General features: G+C 68.0%; 17 protein-coding genes. 11 read left to right on the forward strand and 6 right to left on the reverse strand.

Annotated features, from left to right (window positions below; all coding sequences use genetic code 11):
* Positions 1-50 precede the first annotated feature (50 nt).
* Entirely contained in the window at positions 51-410 is a 360-nt protein-coding gene (locus JNUCC0626_RS40730) for an SPW repeat protein (protein ID WP_319977776.1), read from the forward strand.
* Positions 411-460: 50 nt separating this feature from the next.
* Positions 461-1,024 carry a TetR/AcrR family transcriptional regulator gene (locus tag JNUCC0626_RS40735; RefSeq protein ID WP_394615981.1) on the forward strand — a complete coding sequence of 188 codons (564 nt, stop codon included), beginning with the start codon at positions 461-463 and terminating at the stop codon, positions 1,022-1,024.
* Here the strand turns inward: JNUCC0626_RS40735 and mce are convergent.
* Positions 1,013-1,459: a methylmalonyl-CoA epimerase gene (gene mce, locus JNUCC0626_RS40740; protein WP_394615982.1), complete on the reverse strand. Its 447-nt coding sequence runs from the start codon at positions 1,457-1,459 to the stop codon at positions 1,013-1,015. The two genes, JNUCC0626_RS40735 and mce, sit on opposite strands and share 12 nt — an antisense overlap.
* A 125-nt stretch (positions 1,460-1,584) precedes the next feature.
* Between mce and JNUCC0626_RS40745 the strand changes: the two genes are divergently transcribed.
* The 5 genes from JNUCC0626_RS40745 (at position 1,585) to JNUCC0626_RS40765 (ending at position 6,651) form a co-directional block, all read left to right on the forward strand.
* A complete protein-coding gene (locus JNUCC0626_RS40745; RefSeq protein ID WP_394622207.1) occupies positions 1,585-2,775 on the forward strand; it encodes an acetyl-CoA C-acetyltransferase in 1,191 nt (396 codons plus the stop codon).
* An 11-nt stretch (positions 2,776-2,786) separates the two neighbouring features.
* A complete protein-coding gene (gene meaB, locus JNUCC0626_RS40750; protein ID WP_394615983.1) occupies positions 2,787-3,737 on the forward strand; it encodes a methylmalonyl Co-A mutase-associated GTPase MeaB in 951 nt (316 codons plus the stop codon).
* On the forward strand, positions 3,734-4,342 hold the full coding sequence (locus tag JNUCC0626_RS40755) for a hypothetical protein (RefSeq protein ID WP_394615984.1): 609 nt from the start codon (positions 3,734-3,736) through the stop codon (positions 4,340-4,342). The genes meaB and JNUCC0626_RS40755 overlap by 4 nt, the downstream gene beginning before the upstream one ends.
* A gap of 150 nt (positions 4,343-4,492) precedes the next feature.
* On the forward strand, positions 4,493-6,007 hold the full coding sequence (locus tag JNUCC0626_RS40760; protein WP_394615985.1) for a GAF domain-containing sensor histidine kinase: 1,515 nt from the start codon (positions 4,493-4,495) through the stop codon (positions 6,005-6,007).
* The gene (locus JNUCC0626_RS40765) at positions 5,998-6,651 is read left to right on the forward strand and encodes a response regulator (protein WP_382444984.1); all 654 of its coding nucleotides are present in this window, start codon (positions 5,998-6,000) and stop codon (positions 6,649-6,651) included. The genes JNUCC0626_RS40760 and JNUCC0626_RS40765 overlap by 10 nt, the downstream gene beginning before the upstream one ends.
* A gap of 291 nt (positions 6,652-6,942) precedes the next feature.
* Here JNUCC0626_RS40765 and JNUCC0626_RS40770 read toward each other — a convergent pair whose 3' ends face one another.
* Positions 6,943-8,283, reverse strand: coding sequence for a glycosyltransferase family 2 protein (locus tag JNUCC0626_RS40770; protein ID WP_394615986.1), 1,341 nt, complete (start codon positions 8,281-8,283; stop codon positions 6,943-6,945).
* A 342-nt stretch (positions 8,284-8,625) separates the two neighbouring features.
* Between JNUCC0626_RS40770 and wecB the strand changes: the two genes are divergently transcribed.
* The 4 genes from wecB to JNUCC0626_RS40790 are packed head-to-tail and all read left to right on the forward strand — an operon-like array spanning position 8,626 to position 13,105.
* The gene (gene wecB, locus JNUCC0626_RS40775) at positions 8,626-9,882 is read left to right on the forward strand and encodes a non-hydrolyzing UDP-N-acetylglucosamine 2-epimerase (RefSeq protein ID WP_394615987.1); all 1,257 of its coding nucleotides are present in this window, start codon (positions 8,626-8,628) and stop codon (positions 9,880-9,882) included.
* Positions 9,879-11,648, forward strand: coding sequence for a DUF2334 domain-containing protein (locus tag JNUCC0626_RS40780; RefSeq protein WP_394615988.1), 1,770 nt, complete (start codon positions 9,879-9,881; stop codon positions 11,646-11,648). Before wecB ends, JNUCC0626_RS40780 begins: the two co-directional genes overlap by 4 nt.
* A gap of 57 nt (positions 11,649-11,705) precedes the next feature.
* Entirely contained in the window at positions 11,706-12,323 is a 618-nt protein-coding gene (locus JNUCC0626_RS40785; RefSeq protein WP_394615989.1) for a hypothetical protein, read from the forward strand.
* A gap of 35 nt (positions 12,324-12,358) precedes the next feature.
* Positions 12,359-13,105 (forward strand): hypothetical protein, encoded by a 747-nt coding sequence (locus JNUCC0626_RS40790; RefSeq protein WP_394615990.1) that lies wholly within the window; start codon positions 12,359-12,361, stop codon positions 13,103-13,105.
* Positions 13,106-13,145: 40 nt separating this feature from the next.
* Here the strand turns inward: JNUCC0626_RS40790 and JNUCC0626_RS40795 are convergent, their stop codons facing one another.
* The 4 genes from JNUCC0626_RS40795 to JNUCC0626_RS40810 form a co-directional block, all read right to left on the reverse strand.
* Positions 13,146-14,663, reverse strand: a complete 1,518-nt coding sequence (locus JNUCC0626_RS40795; protein ID WP_394615991.1) for an alpha/beta hydrolase — start codon at positions 14,661-14,663, stop codon at positions 13,146-13,148.
* Between the two features lie 7 nt (positions 14,664-14,670).
* Entirely contained in the window at positions 14,671-16,212 is a 1,542-nt protein-coding gene (locus JNUCC0626_RS40800; protein WP_394615992.1) for an alpha/beta hydrolase, read from the reverse strand.
* Between the two features lie 12 nt (positions 16,213-16,224).
* Positions 16,225-17,748: an alpha/beta fold hydrolase gene (locus tag JNUCC0626_RS40805; protein ID WP_394615993.1), complete on the reverse strand. Its 1,524-nt coding sequence runs from the start codon at positions 17,746-17,748 to the stop codon at positions 16,225-16,227.
* Positions 17,749-17,958: 210 nt separating this feature from the next.
* Positions 17,959-18,933, reverse strand: a complete 975-nt coding sequence (locus JNUCC0626_RS40810; protein WP_382444071.1) for an ABC transporter substrate-binding protein — start codon at positions 18,931-18,933, stop codon at positions 17,959-17,961.
* Positions 18,934-18,944: the final 11 nt, after the last annotated feature.

Here is an 18,944-nt window from a genome sequence, read left to right on the forward strand (position 1 = left end):
CCAACCAAGGGGGACGATGACAAGGGTCCGAGAAGGAGGAGGTGGTGGAGATGACCAAGGCGTGGACCAGGTGGCAGGACTGGACCGAGGTGGCGATCGGTGTTCTGGTGCTGCTGTCTCCGCTCGTCGTGGACACCTCGAACGCGGCCATGTGGACGATGATCGTGCTCGGCGCGCTCATCGCGATCGACGGACTCGTCGACCTCGCCATGCCCGCGATGATCTACGGGGAGTACGTGCAGATGGTGCTCGGAGCACTGCTGTTCATCTCGCCGTGGGTGATGAGCTACAGCGACCTGATGGCGGCCTCGTGGGTCTCCTGGGTCGGTGGCGTGCTCACCGTGGCCGCGGGGGCGCTGGCGATGCCCTCCGCGAACGCCGCGCACTCGGCAGCGGCACAACCGCACTGATCAGGCAAGCAAACCTGTGGGCCCAGGAGCTTTCTTGGGCCCACACACTCATGGAGGCGAAACGCGTGGAGGATTCGGCCAAGGAGCGCATCCTGACCGCGGCCGAGGAGCTCTTCGCCGACGGAGGCTTCGACGCCACCCCGACGTCGAAGATCGCCGAACGCGCCGGCGTGCCCAAGGGCCTGGTGCACTACTACTTCAACCGCAAGAAGGACCTGCTGGCCGCGTTGGTCGCACGCCTGCCGGACAGCACGGTCGACCACCGCAGGGTCGTCGTCGCGGGGGACATCGCGGAATCGCTCAGAAGGCTCGTGGCCGCACTCGACGCACGCCTGAACGCCTCACCGCTGCTCTCACACCTGCTGTGGCGCGAGGCGGACACGCACTCGGCGGTCAGGGACGCGATGCAGGCGCGGTACGACAACGTCGCCGCGCAGATCAAGCAGGTCATCCTCGCCGCGGGCGGGGCGGCCGTCGCGATCAAGGACGTCGAGGCCGCCGCGGCCCTGCTCGCCCTCGCCGTCAGCTACCGGCACTCGGTGGCCCGGCACAGCGACGAGGACGACCCGATCGACAGGGAGCTGAACTTCGTCGCCAGTGCGCTAGTGCGCTGACGCGGCAGGCTCGACCAGCTCGATGAGCACGCCACCCGCGTCCTTGGGGTGCACGAAGTTCACCCGGCTGTTCGACGTCCCGCGCCGCGCCGCGTCGTAGAGCAGTCGCAGCCCCTTCGCCCGCAGGGCATCCGCCGCAACGTCCACATCGGACACCCGGTACGCGAGCTGCTGCAACCCGGGGCCGGACCGGCCGATGAACTTGGCGATCGTGGAGTCCTCGTTCAACGGCGCGAGCAGCTGGATCGCGGTTCCACCGACATCGCCGGGCGCGTGCAGCATCGCCTCGCGCACGCCCTGCTCCTCGTTCACCTCTTCGTGCGCGACTTCCAGCCCGAAGTTGTCGCGGTAGAACGCGATGGCGACGTCGAGGTCGGGCACCGCGATGCCCACGTGGTCGATCGCGGTCACGAATCGAGCGATGTCTGCGTTCATAACGGCGAAGGGTAGCTACCTGATCGGTGCAGGTGCCCCTGTGCGGGGTCTCACACGATTACCGCCCAGTAGGCGCAGGTATGGTGCCTAGTTAACGACCGTTCGCTCTTCCAATGGAGGCAGTTGTGTCCGGTTCCGTGATCGTCGCCGGGGCGCGCACCCCGATGGGCCGACTGCTGGGATCGCTCAAGGACTTCTCGGGCGCCCAGCTGGGTGGCGTCGCGATCAAGGCGGCACTGGAACGCGCGGGCGTCGCCCCCGAGCAGGTGCAGTACGTGATCATGGGTCAGGTGCTCACCGCCGGCGCGGGCCAGATCCCCGCCCGCCAGGCCGCGGTGGCCGCGGGCATCCCGATGACCGTGCCGGCGCTGACCATCAACAAGGTCTGCCTGTCCGGCATCGACGCGATCGCGCTGGCCGACCAGCTGATCCGCGCCGGTGAGTTCGACGTCGTCGTGGCCGGTGGCCAGGAGTCGATGACGCAGGCGCCGCACCTGCTGCCGAAGTCGCGCGGCGGGTTCAAGTACGGCGACGTCACGATGCTCGACCACATGGCGCACGACGGCCTGTTCTGCGCGTTCGACCAGGTCGCGATGGGCGTCTCGACGGAGAAGCACAACGAGCGCTACGGCGTGACGCGTGCGGAGCAGGACGCGTTCTCCGCCCGCTCGCACCAGCTCGCCGCGAAGGCCGCCGAGAACGGCGTGTTCGAGGCCGAGATCGCGCCGGTCGCGATCCCGCAGCGCAAGGGCGACCCGGTCCTGTTCTCGACCGACGAGGGCGTCCGCGGCGACACGACCACCGACACCCTCGGCAAGCTGCGCCCGGCGTTCGCCGCGGACGGCACGATCACCGCGGGTTCGGCGTCGCAGATCTCCGACGGTGCCGCGGCGGTCGTCGTGATGAGCAAGGCCAAGGCCGAGGAGCTGGGCCTGGAGTGGATCGCGGAGATCGGCGCCCACGGCGTCGTCGCGGGCCCCGACGCCTCGCTGCACGAGCAGCCGTCCAACGCCATCAAGGCCGCCTGCGCCAAGGAGGGCATCGACCCCGCCGACCTCGACCTGATCGAGATCAACGAGGCGTTCGCGGCGGTCGGCATCGTCTCCACGAAGAAGCTCGGAATCTCCGAGGACAAGGTCAACGTCAACGGCGGCGCCATCGCGCTCGGCCACCCGATCGGCATGTCCGGCGCCCGCATCGCCCTGCACCTCGCACTCGAGCTGCAGCGGCGCGGCGGCGGCGTGGGTGCCGCGGCGCTGTGCGGTGGTGGTGGTCAGGGCGACGCTCTGATCATCCGTGTGCCCTCCAAGGCCTAATCTCCTTGGCTGTGGCCAAAGCCGTTGACGTAGAAGGACTGGTCGACCGCGCGCGTGACGGCGAGCCGCGCGCGGTCGCCAGGCTGATCTCCCTGGTGGAACAGGCGAGCGAGGCGCTGCCCGAGGTGGCCGCCGCGCTCGCGCCGCACACCGGCAAGGCGCAGGTCATCGGCCTGACCGGGGCCCCGGGCGTCGGCAAGTCGACCTCCACCAACGCCCTCGTGCGGGCCTTCCGCGACCAGGGCAAGAAGGTCGCGGTCATCGCCGTGGACCCGTCCAGCCCGTTCTCCGGTGGCGCCCTGCTCGGCGACCGCGTGAGGATGGGCGACCACGCGACGGACGCCGGCGTCTTCATCCGCTCGATGGCCACCCGCGGCCACCTGGGCGGTCTCTCGTGGGCCACCCCGCAGGCGTTGCGGGTGCTGGACGCGGCCGGTTTCGACGTCGTCCTCGTGGAAACCGTCGGCGTCGGCCAGTCCGAGGTCGAGATCGTGGCGCTCGCCGACACGACGATCGTGCTGCTCGCGCCGGGCATGGGCGACGGCATCCAGGCCGCGAAGGCCGGCATCCTGGAGATCGCCGACGTGTTCGTGGTCAACAAGGCCGACCGCGACGGCGCCGACCAGACCGCCCGCGACCTCAAGTACATGATCTCCCTGGGCCGCCGCGACCGCGAAGGTCCGCTGTGGCGCCCACCCGTCGTGAAGACCGTGGCCGCGCGCAACGAGGGCCTCGACGCGGTCGTCGAGGCGATCGGCGAGCACCACGCGTGGATGGCCGAGCACGGCGAACTCCATGAGCGCCGCCTGCGCCGTGCGGGGGCCGAGATCGAGGCGATCGCGGTCGAACGGGTCCGCACCCGGTTCGGCGGAACGGACGAGCTCGCGAAGCGCGTCGTCGCGGGTGAACTCGACCCGTTCACCGCGGCCGAGCAGTTGATCAGCGGTAACCTGCGGCCATGACCGCTTGGGGACCGCCTCCGCCCGTCATCCTCGACCTCGGCAAGAGCGACACCCGCAAAGTCCTGATCGGCGGCTCGGTCGCCGGAATCCTCGGCATCCTCGCCCTGGTCGGCGCCGTCACGGCGTTCGTCGACGGCGAGCCCGTCGGCGGCAGCATCGCGGCCGTCATCGGCATCGCGTTCACCTTCATCGGCGTGATGGCCGTGGTGAAGTGGAAGACCATCTCCCGCCCGCGCAAGCTGATCATCGAGCAGCAGGGCATCCGCCTGGACGACCCGCAGGGCAATCCGTGGGCGGTGGCCTGGCAGGACCTGGGCGCGATCTCGATCTCCCGCACGCAGGAACGCGCCGTGCAGCTCGCGGACGCCCTGGTGCGCCGCACGCTGGTCCGCGTCGACCTGCACCCGCGCGACCCGCAGCAGTTCCGCCCGGCGCACCCGACGATGGAGCCCATGTGGGAGTTCCACCGCGTGCAGAACGGCTACCGGCTGCCGCTCGGCGACTCGGCGGGCTTCATCGCGCCGATCGACCAGGGCCTGCGGACGTTCGCCCCGCAGATCTACCGCGGCGTGATCGACGAGGGCTTCACGGTCGGCCTGCACTGAGCGTGACGATCCGCCATTCAAGACGCCCCTCTACTCTCAGTAGTCCCAAAGTTCACTGTTTGCAGTGATGGTCTCCCCCTTGACTACTCAGGGGAGTTACCCTCAGTCGTTCGTGCGGTGTCACTTCTAACCCCCAAAGGGGTGAAGGCCGTGGGCGGCAACGTGAGCACAGAACAGCGGGTTCTGGACGTCGTGCTGTCCTTCGCCGAGGACGACACGCTTCCCGAACTGCTCCGCCACGTCGTCGAATCGGCCTGCGAACTCGTCGACGCCCCCTACGGCGCGTTATCGGTGATCAACGGCCACCGCGAACTCACCGAGTTCACCGCCCGCCACGACGGCCAGGTCCAGATCACCTCGGGCGACCCGCGCTCGATCACCGCCGCCGACTTCCTCGGCGCACCGATCAAGGTCCACGACGAGACGTTCGGCAACCTCTTCCTGAGCGGCAAAGCCGAGTTCACCAGCAAGGACCGCGACGTCCTGCACGCACTCGCCACCGCGGCGGGCAGCGCCGTGGGCCACCTCGACCGCTACGAACAGTCCCGCAAACGCGAAGTCTGGCTCCGCGCCGCAGCAGAAGTGACCACCGACCTCCTGTTGGGCACCAACGGCCGTGACGCCCTCTACCGCGTGGTGAAAGCCGCACGCAGAACAGCACGAGCAGACTTCGCGGCGCTAGTGCTGCCCGACCACAACGGCGACCTGGTCATCGAAGTAACCGTAGGCGGCACCTACGACGCCGAGGGCATGCGTGTGCCCAAGGAGGGCACCTCCACCTACCGCGTCTACGAGTCGGGCATGGGCGAGTGCCACGACGAGGGCACCCTCCCCGAAGTCCCGGGCCCGTGCGCCGTAGTGCCGATGAAGGTGGGCGACCGCACCATCGCCGTCCTCCTCGTAACCCGCCTGCCGGACGAACCGAGCTTCGACGACCCGGACCTCATCGAAACCTTCGCCGCCCAAGCCGCCCTGGCCCTCGAATTCACCAGGGCAAGAGGCGACACCGAACGCCTGGCCGTCCTGGAAGACCGCGACCGCATCGCCAGAGACCTGCACGACCTGGTGATCCAACGCCTCTTCGGCCTCGGCCTGGGCCTCCAGGGCCTCACCGGCATGAGCAGCGGCAGACCCCAGGTAGTAGAACGGATCAGCGGTTTCGTGGAGGAGGTGGACCACACGATCCGAGAGATCCGCCGCACCATCTTCTCCCTGCAAGAGCCCCCGACAGGCAGCACGAGCCTCCGAGGCCAACTCCTCAACGCCGTCCACGACTCAGCCCGCCTGCTCGGCTTCGAGCCGGACGTCTCCCTGGAAGGCCCCCTCGACACAGTGGTCCCGGACCAGGTCAGACCAGACCTCCTGGCCACCCTCCGCGAAGCGCTCACCAACGTGGTCCGCCACGCCAGAGCCAACCACGTGGCCGTGGCCGTCACCGTCGACCGCACCGTCTCAAGCCTCGAACTGCTGGTCAAAGACGACGGCCGAGGCTTGCCGTTGTCTGACGATTCCACCGCCCAACCCCACCACGCGGGCGGCTTGGCCAACATGGCGGCGCGAGCACGCCGCCACCACGGCGACTGCGCGGTGGACTCCATCCCCGGCGCGGGGGTGAGCGTCACCTGGTTCGTCCCACTGGTGCTGCAGGAGGCGAGATGGCGATAGCGGTGCTCTTGGTGGACGACCACGAAATAGTGCGACGAGGCCTGGTCCAACTACTCGCACAGGCAGAAGACGTAGAGGTGGTGGGCCAAGCAGACAGCGCGGCCGCCGCCATAGCCCAAGCCCCACGCCTGAAACCCGACGTGGCGATCATCGACGTCCGCCTCCCGGACGGCGACGGCGTCACGGTGTGCCGAGAGATCCGCAGCCTGGTCCAACCACCACCCGCCTGCCTCATGCTCACGTCCTATTCGGACGATGAAGCCCTCTTCGGCGCCATCATGGCGGGTGCCTCTGGCTACATGCTGAAAGAGGTCTCCGGCAACGACCTGGTGGCCGCAGTCCGCACCCTCGCCTCAGGCGGCTCACTCCTGCACGCCGGGGTAACGGCCACCGTCCTGCAACGCCTGAGGGGCGGCCCCGAGGAAGACCCGCGCTACGCGGCCCTGAGCCCGCAGGAACGCCGCATCCTCGACCTGATCGCCGAGGGCATGACCAACCGCCAGATCGCGAACCGCCTGTTCCTGGCCGAAAAAACCGTCAAGAACTACGTGTCCTCGCTCCTGCACAAGCTCGGCTTCGACCGCCGCACCGAGGCAGGTGTCTACGCGGCAAGGCGCAGGCGCACCCACCCAGGCACCTTCTAGCACCAAGAAAGCAACCGCAGTCGCGGCACGCAACCGCACTCGCCAACGCAAGGCGACCACCGCCCAAGCCCGGCGCGAGCACGCAACCGGCGGCCACCAACGCAAGCCCACCACCTACGAGTCCTGGCGTGGCGAAGCCGAAGGCGAGCCCGAACGGGCTGCTACGCGAATGCATCCAGCTAGAGGCTCAAGGTCAAGCCCCAATCGCAACCCACTTCATCCGTCACGACCTACGCGAGCACCCTCGCAACCGCAGCCCAACCAACAGAACGCAACCAACCCCGCTGGAACTCAAGCGATCTTCGGAACCGGCACCGGCGCAGCCACCGCCGGTCCGCCAACCACCGGAACTTCCTTCTCCGCCAACCGTTCCGTCTTGGCCCAGGTGTTCCGCCCGGCAAAGTGCCGGTACAACGCCCGCAACGTGGACACGGACCCAAGGATCAGGAAGAACGGATAGGTCAGCCCCACCAGCAAACACCGCCACAACGGTTCGTCGCCGTGCTTGAGCCGGTGCACCACTCCCCAGATCAGGCCGGGCAGCACCAGGGCCACGAGCCAGATCCCCAGCGCCAGCAAGGTGTTCCCGCCGTTGGCGGTGAACCCGGCGATCCCGTGCCCGGTGAACTGGGCGTAGAAGTTGATCCCCACCAACAAGGTGACCAGCAGCGTCATCGGCGCCACCAGCCAAGGCGTCAGCAAGTACTGCAGGAACTCCAGCAACGCCACCGACCCGACGTGCTTGGCCCGGATCAACCGAGGCACGTACCTCAGGCACTGCAAGTTGCCCTGGCCCCATCGGGTTCGCTGGCGCAGTAGACGTTTCACGTCGACCAGCCCCTGCTGAGTGATCGTCGCGTGCGTCGCATACCGAATCCGCTGCCCGTCGAGGTGCACCCGCAACCCGAGCTCAAGATCCTCGACGAGACAGGCGGACCAGGGCGCATCCCCGAGATCCATCAACGTCTTCAACCGCACGAACTGCCCGTTCCCACCAAGCCCCACGGTCCCGACGACATCACGCAACGACTGCGAAGCGTCGACCACACAGCTGAACTCCAGGTCCTGCAAGAACGCCAACAGGTTCGTCCGGTTGTGGATCCGAACCCGGCACTGCACGGCACCGACGACCCGCGCGCCGAAGTACGCGCTGATCTCCGACAGCATCCCGGGCTCACCGCGCCCGTCACCGTCGATGACGCCGATGATCGTGCGGTGGACCGTGCCGGCCTCCTCGGCCAGCCCGCGGATGTAGGCGAACGCGTGGTTCAACGCCTCGCCCTTGCCCTGGCGAGCCTCAGGCAGGGTGCGCCGCAGTACGTGCAGCCGATGATCGTCGATCTCGGCCAGCACCTGGGGTGTGCCGTCGTCGGAACCGTCGTCGACAACGACGACCTGAACGGGAGTGCGCGCGCCGTCCAATGCGAGTGCGGAGCGCACCGTGTTAGCTACGACACGTTCTTCGTTCAATGCCGGAATGATGATCCAGTACTCCAGCGGATGCCGTGAGGGAACCTCCGGTCCGCCCGGTTTCGGGCGCCACCAGACGAACACCGCGAGCACCAGGTTGTAACTGGGCCAAAACACGAGCAGGACGAGCATGAACGTCGCGAATTGTGTGGTGTCTGTCATGAGACAAACCTGTCTACAAAAGCGCTTGCAGGGGCAACAACAGGGAATGAAGTGTGAAGTTGACTCATTTCGGCTCCTGGTAACGAAGCGCTGGGCTGGTGCGAGATACCAGACAGCAGGGCCGGGAGCTGGTGTTCGAGGCGAGACTAGGGCTAGCTGAGCAGAGCGTCAACGGCCATATCGGGCACGAATAGACCTTCGTTACACAAGGCTCGCATTGTGATCACCGATATGGCGGTACCCCAGCGAGGCGGGTACCAATTGATTGTCAGCGGAGATCAACCGCTGCGGTGTTGGCGCACGTTCGCCGCGCGTGCCTGGAAGAGCCCAAAGAGGTAAAAGATGGGACCAAGTGCCCTGGTGCCCGGCCCTCGGCAGTTCTGCGTGGACGAGGTTCCGGAGGTTTTCCTGGTTGCGGGAACGCGCCCGGAAGCTGTGAAGATGGCCCCCGTGGCCGCCGCGATGTTCGCGGGCGGTCGCATTCGTCCCGTGCTGGTGAACTCGGGCCAGCACCCCGAAATGGTCGACCAGGCGCTGGAGTCGTTCGGCTTCGCGGCGGACGTCAGACTCAAGCTGAACCGCGTGTCCGGCGGGCAGGCCGAGCTGACGAGCCAGCTGATCGAGGAGCTCGACCGGCTGCTCACCGAACGCGTGCCCGGCGCCGTGCTCGTCCAGGGCGACACGACGACGACGCTCGCCGGCGCGCTCGCCGCGTTCTGGAAGCAGATTCCCGTCGTGCACCTGGAGGCCGGGCTGCGCTCGCACGACCTCACCTCGCCGTTCCCCGAGGAGGGGAACCGCAAGATGGTCGGCCAGCTCGCGTCGCTGCACCTCACCCCGACCGCGGACTCCGCCGCGCACCTCGCCGCGGAGTCGTTGCAGGGCAACAACGTCCTGACGATCGGCAACACCGTGGTGGACGCCGTGCTGGACGTCGCCGCCCGCCGCGCGCCCTACGGCGACTCCCGGTTGCAGGAGATCGAGAACCGGGTGCACCACGGGCAGTCGCGGCTGGTGCTCGTCACCGCGCACCGGCGCGAGTCGTGGGGCGAGCCGCTCGACCACGTGCTGCACGCCGTCGCGGACATCGTCGCGTCGAGGCCCGACGTCGAGGTCGTGCTGCCCGCGCACCCGAACCCCGCCGTGCGACGGCAGGTGCTGGACGTCCTCGGTGGCGTGGAACGAGTGCTGATCACCGACCCGCTGCCGTACGCGCAGCTCGCGCGGCTGCTCGCGCAGTGCACGCTGGTGCTGTCCGACTCGGGCGGCATCCAGGAGGAGGCGCCGTCGTTCGGCGTCCCGGCGCTGGTGCTGCGGGACGTGACCGAACGCATGGAGGCCGTGAACTCGGGTTGTGCCGTCCTCGTCGGCACCGACCGCGAGCGCATCACGTCGCTCACCCTCCAGCTCCTCGACAGCCCCGCCGCGCGCGAGGCCATGACCGCCGACGGCAACCCCTTCGGCGACGGGCTCGCCTCCGTGCGGACCGAACAGGCGTTGGCCTGGCTGCTGGGCCTGCAACAGCAGCGACCCGTTGAGTTCGCTCCTTACGCGGGCAGCGCCACCGTGCGCGTGTCCGGAGAAATGGATGTGGCATGAGAAGCCGACTCTTCCAGGCCGCGGCGGGAGTGGCGCTCGCGGTCGCGATGATCCCGGCGCCCGCCTACGCGGCGCCCATCTCGATCAACCTCGACCCGGTCGGCGAGCTCGTCGAGAAGGCGTTGCCGGCACCGCCGAAGCCGCCTGCCAAGCCCGCGACGACCAGTCCGCGCATCGCCAAGCGCACGACGCAGCCGACCGCGGTGTCGTCGGCGGTCGGCACGCAGGCGAAGGCGGCGGCCACCGGCACGAACGGCGGCGGCGCGCCCGGTGCGAAGTCGACGCAGAAGACGTTGGTGCTCTACGACAACACCGGTCCGTGGGCCTGGCTCGGCGAGGCGTACGCGGTGCAGACGGGCAACCTCGTCTCGCACGGCAGCCCGTACGTCATGCACCCCGTCGGGTCCTATGTGGCCGGTGAGATGTCGGCCTACACCGGCGTGATCTACATCGGCTCGACCTACGACGAGCCGATCCCCGTCGCGTTCCTCGACGACGTGCTCGCGGGCAACAAGCCGGTGCTGTGGATGGCGCACAACATCTGGCAGCTCACGGCCCGCGCGCCCAGCTTCGCCACCACCTACGGCTGGAACTGGGTCCAGTACGACTTCGGCAACGCGACCACGGTCCGGTACGAGAACACCGACCTCGGCCGCAACCCGCTCGCGACGCCGTCCGGCCTGATGCTCACCTCGATCACCAACCCGGCCATCGCGTCGGCGCCGGCGATCGCGAACGGGTCGGCCGCCGGCCCGATCAACTGGGCCACCAAGGCGAAGAACCTCACCTACATCGGCGAGATCCCGTTCAGCTACGTCGACCACGGCGACCGCTACCTGGCCGCGGCGGACCTGATCAGCAAGATCTCGAACCCGACGATGGTGGACCGCAAGCGCGCCCTGGTGCGCATCGAGGACGTCGGTCCCGACGCCGATCCGGCCGAGCTGCGCGCCGTCGCGGACTACCTGTACGCGCAACGCGTCCCGTTCAGCATCGCGGTCTACCCGCGCTACGAGAACCCGCTGGGCGCCGACAACAACGGCGTCGCGGAGGCGGCGAACCTCTCGCAACGCCCGCAGGTCGTGAACGCGTTGCGCTACATGACCCAGCGCGGCGGCACGATCCTGATGCACGGCTACACGCACCAGTTCGGCAAGGCCGTGAACCCGTACGACGGCCGCAGCGGCAACGACTTCGAGTTCTACACGGCTCACGTCGACGCGAACGACAGCGTGATCTACGACGGCCCGGTCCCCGGCGACTCGGCGGCGTGGATGCAGGGCCGGATCAACTCGGCGACGACCCAGTTCGCGCTGGCCGGCTTCCCGAAGCCGACGATCTTCGAACCGCCGCACTACGCCGCGTCCGCCGTGGACTACCAGGTCATCCAGCAGAACTTCGGCAAGCGCTACGACCGGGGTCTGTACTTCGGCGGCTACTGCCCGAACGGCGCGTGCGGCACCGGCACCCCGCAGTACGACAAGATCTACGGCCAGTACTTCCCGTACCTGGTCCGCGACGTCTACGGCTCCGTCGTGGCGCCCGAGGCGGTGGGCAACGTCGAGCCCGAACCGTTCAACAACCACCCGGCTCGCCTGCCGGCCGACCTGGTCAAGACGGCGAACCAGCTCAAGGTGGTCGATGATGGTGTCGCGAGCTTCTTCTACCACCCGTACCTCGGTACGAGCTTCCTCCAGCAGACCGTCTCGGGGCTGAAGAACGCGGGCTACACGTTCGTGTCCGTCGGCACCCTGATGGCCGGCTGATTCTGAAATGAGGCCGGGAGACCTCTGCGGGGTCTCCCGGCCGACCAGGAGGTCGTTGTGCGTTGGGCGTTGGCCGTGCTGGTGCTCCTGCTGGCCGGGTGCTCGTCGCCCGGTTCCCCGGAGGAACCGCCCTCGACCGACGAGGGCTGGGAGGTCACCGTCTACTACACGGCCGTCGAGACGTTCCACAGTGGACCGTCGGCGGTCGTGAAGGGCTGTCCGGTCATCGACTGCGAGAACGGCGACGACGTGCTCGGCACGTTCCCGCAGTCGTTCTCGAAGGCCGTCGAGGACGAGGGCACCGGCCGCACGGCGGACGGCCGGTACCTCAACTGGTCCTACGACAAGGGCTATTGGCTCGACACCGAGCCGCGCGACTCGTTCGGCAAGCCGCTCAGGCCCTTCGTGTCCGCGGCCGCCGACGGCGTGCGGACGGGTTCCCGGATCAAGCTGGTCTCGTGTGGACAGACGCCCGAGGGCGGGAACGTGGACCGCGCCGTCTGCCAGAAGCTCGCGGGCTCGTCATGGGAGATCACCGACGAGTTCACCCCGGGTCTCGGCGGGGAGAGGCACATCGACCTCTACCTCGGCGAGGAAACCGGGCCGAAGTTCACCGAAAGCCCTTGGTACACGACGTTCGCGAAAGCCGTGCTGGAAGTCTCGCCGCCGAGCTGACAGTGTTGGGGTCTCGACCAGTCTTGGGGGACTGCATGAGATTTCACGTCGTTCTGAGCGGGGACACCAGCCACCCGGTCGTCGGCCCGCTGGCGGTCGTGCGCGTCGACGACTCGCGGGAGACGATCTTCGACCCCGTGCGCGGCTGGGTTCGCGCCGACAAGAGGTACCGCGAGTGGTTCCTGAACACGCGGATCTCCGACGCCGAGGCGGAGGAGCTGATCGCGCGCACCGGTCCGCCGCCGTCGCTGGACGACGAGCGGTGGAACCCGCGCAACACCTCGCGGACGGCACACGCCATCGAGGGCTACGGCGACACGTATCTCCGCTTCGCGGTCGAAGACCGGGAGCACCCGTTCGACGACCCGATCGACCTGGCGCACGAGCAGCAGTACGGCAACCGGTTGTGGTTGACGTACCTGCCGGATCTCTCCTGGGGCAGGGGCAGGACCCCGGGGCGGTTCGTCCGAGTCAGCGAGGAGGAGTCCGATCGGATCGAGGAGGTGCTGGCGCGGAGGGTGTTCGGAGACGCCGAGTTCCGCCACTTCGCCGTGGTGAACCGCCAGTGTCCGGACCTGCGCGACCCGTACGCCCTGCTGCGGGAGGACGCGCGTGTGGAGGCCTCGGGGTCTCTCCGCCTTCGCCTCTGCGACCGCTACGACGCGAACCGCGAATGGGTGCCGGTCGGCCGGCAGTCCCGCATGGGCATGCCGGTGGTCGGCGCGGTGCTCGACCACCTGCTCACCTCGTGGACGCCGAGCGCGGAGCCGCGTCCGTTGTGACGCCGCGGCGGCCGACGTGCGACCGCCGCGGCACCTGACCTCACCAGCCGAGCTGAACCGCCAGGTCCCGTGCCTTGGACAGCGGGTTGCCCGTGCGCTGACCGGGTTCCGGCAGCGGAACGCCCGGGCAGCTCAGGTCCTTGCGCGGCACCACACCGTCGACGAGGTACCGCTCGACCACGTCGTTGACGCAGGCGTTGCCGAACCCGTAGATGCCGTGGTCACCCTCGTCCCGCACGGTCAGCAGGCGGGAGTTGGCGAACTTGGCGTGCGCCCGTTGCGCGCCCGCGAGCGGCGTGGCGGGGTCGCGCACCGACTGCACCATCAGCGCCGAGTCGACGCCCTTGCCGTTGGGGCGCTTGAGGTTCACGTCCGGCCGATCCCACCAGGCGCACGGCCCGGTGATCTGGTAGCCGCCGACGAGCGAGTTCTTCTTGACGCTCGCGTTGCCCTCGCGCTCCAGCGACTTCCGGTCGCCGCGGTACGGGGTGTCGTTGCAGATGATCGACATCTGCGTGCCCATCACGCGGTCCGGGTACTGCTTCGGTGCCGCCAGCGCCTGCACGCCGGGGTTGGCGATCAGGCCGAGCAGTTGGGCGGTCGGCTCGAACGAGTCCTTCTTGTAGAGGCCCGTGAAGATCACGGCGTCCAGGACGACGGACGTGACGACCGTGCCGTCCGGCAGCGTGTACGGCTGCTTGGCGAGCCTGGCGCGCGTGCGTTCGTAGGTCTGGCGCACCTCCTCCGCGGTCTTGCCGAGGTGGAACACGTTGTCGTACTTCGCGACCCACGGCAGGAAGTCCGTGCGGAACCGGAGTTCGGCGCCGGGCGGGAGGTTGTCGAAGACCTTCTGCCACGACTCGGTGAACTCGGCGTTGGAGTCGAGCACGATCTTGTCGAGGGTCTTCGGGAAGTAGGTGGCGTAGTAGGCGCCCATCCAGCTGCCGCCGGAGTAGCCGACCCAGCTCACCTTCTGCCGGCCGATGATCTGGCGCAGCAGGTCCAGGTCGCGCACGGTCTGCTCGGTGGTGATGTACCGGCCGAGCTCACCCGACTTGGCCTGGCAGAACTTCGCCTGGAGCTCCATCCCTCCGTAGATCAGGTCGAGGTTCGCCTTGCTGCGGTCGCGCCAGTCAGCGGCGAGGCGGTGCTGGTACTCGCCGCACGTGACGTTGTCGCTCGCGCCCGTGCCGCGCACGTCGATGCCGTAGATCTCGGCGCTCTCGCTGAGCTTCGGCCGCTCCAGGAACACCATCGGCATGATGCGGCCCTCACCGCCCGGACCGCCGGGGTTGGTGAAGACGGCGCTCTTCGCCTTGCCGGACAACGGAACCGTGCGGCTGACCGCGATCGTGATGGTCTTGCCGTTGCGCGGGTTGTGCCAGTCCATCGGCGCGGTGAAGCTGCCGCACTGCAGCCGTTCGAAGCCCGGCTCGTCGGTGCACTGCTGCCACTTGATCTCCTGGCGGGCGAACGGCGTGCTCGCCGACGCCTGCGGAACCACGATCAACGACGTGGCCACGGTGACGGCCGCTACGGCCGCGAGTTGCTTCCTCATGGTGCTGTCACCAACCCAACTGAGTCGCGAACCTGCGGGCCTGCTCCAGCGGACCGGCCGCCTGCTGACCCGGTTCAGGCAGCGGGACACCGGGGCAGGACAGGTCGCCGGACGGCGTCACGCGGTCGACCAGGTAGCGCTCGACGACGTCGTTGACGCAGGAGTTGTCGAAGCCGTAGATGCCGTGGTCGCCCTCGTCCTTCACGGTCAGCATCCGCGACCCGGCGAACCCGGCGTGCGCCTTGCGGGCACCCTCGATCGGCGTCGGCGCATCACGTTCGGACTGCACCATCAACGTCGGCGCGACGCCCTTACCGTTGGGGTGCTTGAGGTTCACGTTCGGGCGGTCCCAGAACGCGCAGTGGCCGACGACCTGGTAGTAGCCGAGCAACGGCCACTTGGCGCCGTCCGCAACCGCGTCGCGTTCCAGGAACTTGCGGTCACCGCGGAACTTCGTGTCGTTGCAGACGATGGTGTTCCGGGTGGCGACCTGAGCGTCGGGGAAACTGGCCTGCGCCGTCAACGGCGTCGGCAGCGTGCCGGCCAGCTCGGCGAGCTTGCGCGCGGTGCTGTCGAACGCGTACTTGCTGTACTGGCCCTGGACGAGCACCAGGTCCAGCGTGACCGCGTTGTACGTGCCGTCGGGCAGGGTGACGGGTTGCTCCGCGAGCTTCGCGCGCGTGCGTTCGTAGCTCTGCCGCACCTCTTCGCCGGTCTTGCCGAGGTGGTAGACGTCGTCGTGCTTGGCGACCCACGGCGCGAAGTCGACGCGAAACCGGCGCTCGAAGCCCATGCCCCAGTCGCCGAACACCGTCTGCCACGGCGCGGTGAACTCCGTGTTGGAGTCGAGCACGATCTTGTCGAGGGTCTTCGGGAAGTAGGTGGCGTAGTAGGCGCCCATCCAGCTGCCGCCGGAGTAGCCGACCCAGTCGACCTTCTTGCGGCCGATCACCTGCCGCAGCAGGTCGAGGTCCTTGACGGTCTGGTCGGTCGTGACGTACTTCCCGAACTCACCGGACTTGGCCTGGCAGAACTTCGCCTGCAACTCCATGCCCTGGTAGATCAGGTCGAGGTTGGCCCTGCTGCGGTCGCGCGGGTCGGTCGAGCCGAGCGTGTCGTAGCTGCCGCAGGTGATGTTGCTGCTGGCGCCCGTGCCGCGCACGTCGATGCCGTAGATCTCGGCGTTCTCGCTGAGCTTCGGGCGGCTCAGGTAGAGCAGCGGCAACGTGCGCCCCTCGCCGCCGGGGCCGCCGGGGTTGGTGAAGACGGCGGTCTTCGCGGTGCCCGTCTTCGGTCTGGTGCGGCTGACCGCGATGGTGATGGTCCTGCCGTTGCGCGGGTTGTTCCAGTCCATCGGCGCGGTGAAACTGCCGCATTCCAGGCGTTCCGAGCCCGGTGGCAGACCCGGCGTTCCCGTCGGGAAGCACTGCTGCCACTTGATTTCCTGCTGCGCCAGGCCGTTCGGGACCTGCGCCTGTGCCTGTGGTGCGATCAGGAGCGATGTCGCGGTGACGACGACGAGTGCCGCCGCCGTTTTGGTGCGGTGCATGCGTTCCTCCCTCTAACGACGAATGTGCGTGGCGAGCTGACGTGCGTTCTCCAACGGGCTCGGTGAGGTCTCACCGGGCGCCGGGAGCGGAACCCCCTGGCACGTCAGGTCCTTCGCCGGGGTGACGCCGTCGATGAAGTAGCTCTCGACGATGTCGTTGACGCAGCTGTTGCTGCCCACGCCGTAGATGCCGTGGTCCCCCTCGTTCTCAACGGTGAGCAGCACCGAGTTGTTGAAGCCCTTGTGCGCCCGTTGTGCGCCTTCGAACGGCGTCGCCGGGTCGCGCACCGACTGCACCATCAACGTCTTCGGCGCACCGATTCCGTTGGGGCGCTTGAGGTGCACGTTCGGCCGGTCCCAGAACGCGCACGGCCCCATGACCTGGTAGTAGCCGACGAGCGGCCACTTCGCGCCGTTGGTCGCGGACTCGCGTTCGAGGAATTCGCGGCCACCGCGGAACTTCGTGTCGTTGCAGAACAGCGAGTACGCCGTGGCGTTCGCGGCGTCCGGGTAGCTTTCCTGCGCCTTCAGCAGCGCGGGGGTGGCCCCGGCGAGGTCCGCGAAGATCTGCGCGCCCAGCGGGAAGTCCTTCGACCGGTACATGACCGCGCGCAGCAGCAGGTCGAGCTGCACGCCGTTGTAAACGCCCTCCGGCCGCGTCACGGGCTCCTTGTTGAGCTTGACGCGGGCGCGTTCGTAGGACTGCCGCACTTCCTCGGCGGTCTTGCCCAGGTGGTAGGTGCTGTCGTACTTCGCCACCCACGGCAGGAAGTCCGTGCGGAAGCGGCGTTCGAAGCCCATGCCCCAGTCGTCGAACGAGTCCTGCCACGGCGCGGTGAACTCGACGTTGGAGTCGAGCACGATCTTGTCCAGCGTCTTCGGGAAGTAGGTGGCGTAGTAGGCGCCGACCCAGCTGCCGCCCGAGTAGCCGAGCCAGCTGACCTTGCGCTTGCCCAGGAGCTGGCGCAGCAGGTCGAGGTCCTTGACGGTCTGGTCGGTCGTGACGAACTTCCCGAACTCACCGGACTTGGCCTGGCACAGCTCGGCCTGCTTCTTCATGTTGCCGTAGAGCAGGTCGAGGTTCGCCCGGCCGCGGTCGCGCGGGTCGGTCGTTCCTTCCGCGTCGAACCCGTCGCAGGTGACGTTGCTGCTCGCGCCCGTGCCGCGGATGTCGATGCCGATGATCTCGGCGTTGTCGCTCAGCTTCGGCCGGTCGAGGTAGACCAGCGGCAACGTCACGCCGGGCGCGCCAGGTCCGCCCGGGTTGGTGAAGATGGTCTGCTTCGCCGTGCCGTTCTTCGGCTTCAGGCGGCTGACCGCGATGGTGATCGTCTTGCCGTTGCGCGGGTTGTTCCAGTCCATCGGCGCGGTGAAGCTGCCGCACTCCAGGCGTTCGCCGCCGGGTGGAAGTCCTGGCGTCCCCGGTTCGAAGCACTGCTGCCACTGGATCTGTTGTGTCGCTGATGCCTGTGGAGCGATGAGCAGAGATGTTGCTGTCGCGACGGCGAGTGCCGCCGCGATCGTCCTTCGTTGCATTCGAGCCCCCTCCAATGTGCCTATAGCTCATCGGTTTCGGGGAACCTGAACATCGGCTGAAGGATGACCGCCTCGTACAACTTGGGTCTTAGCCCAACGCGGCCAAACGGCCATGACATGCGTCATGAACCCGTAGGTGGAGCCCTGGGGTGCACAAGCGAAAGGGCCGTCCCCGAGGCGGGAACGGCCCTTCGTCGTCAGCTTTGAGGATCAGCAGGACTGCTTGTAGAAGTACTTCGAGTTGGCGTCCGCGTCGTCCTTCGTGATGGCGACGAGGTCGGTCTCGATGTTGCGCTTGTTCTCCTTGCCGTCGATCGCCGCCACGGCCTGCTCGACGCCCTGTTTGCCGATCGTGGCCGGGTCCTGCGCGATCAGGGCCTGCACGGTGCCCGCCTTGAGGTCCTCGACCTGCTTCGGGGAGGCGTCGAAGCCGACCAGGTTCACCGTGCCGGTCTTGCCCGCGTTGCGCAGACCGGTCGCCGCGCCCTCACCGGTGTTGAGGTTGGTCGCGAACACGCCGATCAGGTCGGGGTTCGCGGCCAGGGTCGCGGTCACCTTCGAGGCCGCGGTGGCGGGCTCGTTGTCGGTGTACTGCTGGCCGATGTACTTGAGGTTCGGGAACGCCTTGATGGCGTCCTCGAAGCCCTTGGCGCGCGCGTCGGTGGTGGACGTGCCGGCCTTGGTGTTGAGCACCAGCACCGAACCGGACTTGCCGGCCGCGAGCTTGTTCAGCGTCTCGGCGGCGAGCTTGCCGCCCTGCTCGTTGTTCGAGGAGATCGACGAGACGCCGATCGAGGTGTCCTGGAGCTTGGTGTCGACCTCGACGACCTTGATGCCCGCGTCCTTGAGCTGCTTCATCGGGCCCGCCATCGCCTTGTCGTCGGTCGGCGCGATCAGCACCGCCGCTGGCTTCGAGGCGAGGATGCCGGTGACGATCGGGGTCTGCTGGGCCGCGTCGAACTTCGCGGGGGCCTGCGTGTCGAACTCGTAGCCCGCGGCCTTCGCCGCCTCCTCGAAACCGCACTGCATCGAGATGTAGAACGGTTCCGCGGTGATGCCGGGGATCAGCACCATCTTCTTGTTGGCAGCGGCGCTGCCCGAGTTCGAGTCACCGATCTGCCCACCTCCACCACAGGCGGCGAGCAGGAAAACGGCTGAAACAGCCACTGCGGAGCGGATCTTCATTGGTCCAGCAC

The sequence above is a fragment of the Lentzea sp. JNUCC 0626 genome, from assembly GCF_043632865.1.
GTDB lineage: Bacteria > Actinomycetota > Actinomycetes > Mycobacteriales > Pseudonocardiaceae > Lentzea.

Bases quoted from the DNA above. Each gene is read 5' to 3' on its own strand.
- JNUCC0626_RS40730 (WP_319977776.1), top strand. From the start codon at position 51: ATGACCAAGGCGTGGACCAGGTGGCAGGACTGGACCGAGGTGGCGATC.
- JNUCC0626_RS40735 (WP_394615981.1), top strand. From the start codon at position 461: ATGGAGGCGAAACGCGTGGAGGATTCGGCCAAGGAGCGCATCCTGACC.
- mce (WP_394615982.1), bottom strand. From the start codon at position 1,459: ATGAACGCAGACATCGCTCGATTCGTGACCGCGATCGACCACGTGGGC.
- JNUCC0626_RS40755 (WP_394615984.1), top strand. From the start codon at position 3,734: ATGACCGCTTGGGGACCGCCTCCGCCCGTCATCCTCGACCTCGGCAAG.
- JNUCC0626_RS40765 (WP_382444984.1), top strand. From the start codon at position 5,998: ATGGCGATAGCGGTGCTCTTGGTGGACGACCACGAAATAGTGCGACGA.
- JNUCC0626_RS40770 (WP_394615986.1), bottom strand. From the start codon at position 8,283: ATGACAGACACCACACAATTCGCGACGTTCATGCTCGTCCTGCTCGTG.
- wecB (WP_394615987.1), top strand. From the start codon at position 8,626: ATGGGACCAAGTGCCCTGGTGCCCGGCCCTCGGCAGTTCTGCGTGGAC.
- JNUCC0626_RS40780 (WP_394615988.1), top strand. From the start codon at position 9,879: ATGAGAAGCCGACTCTTCCAGGCCGCGGCGGGAGTGGCGCTCGCGGTC.
- JNUCC0626_RS40790 (WP_394615990.1), top strand. From the start codon at position 12,359: ATGAGATTTCACGTCGTTCTGAGCGGGGACACCAGCCACCCGGTCGTC.
- JNUCC0626_RS40795 (WP_394615991.1), bottom strand. From the start codon at position 14,663: ATGAGGAAGCAACTCGCGGCCGTAGCGGCCGTCACCGTGGCCACGTCG.
- JNUCC0626_RS40800 (WP_394615992.1), bottom strand. From the start codon at position 16,212: ATGCACCGCACCAAAACGGCGGCGGCACTCGTCGTCGTCACCGCGACA.
- JNUCC0626_RS40805 (WP_394615993.1), bottom strand. From the start codon at position 17,748: ATGCAACGAAGGACGATCGCGGCGGCACTCGCCGTCGCGACAGCAACA.
- JNUCC0626_RS40810 (WP_382444071.1), bottom strand. From the start codon at position 18,933: ATGAAGATCCGCTCCGCAGTGGCTGTTTCAGCCGTTTTCCTGCTCGCC.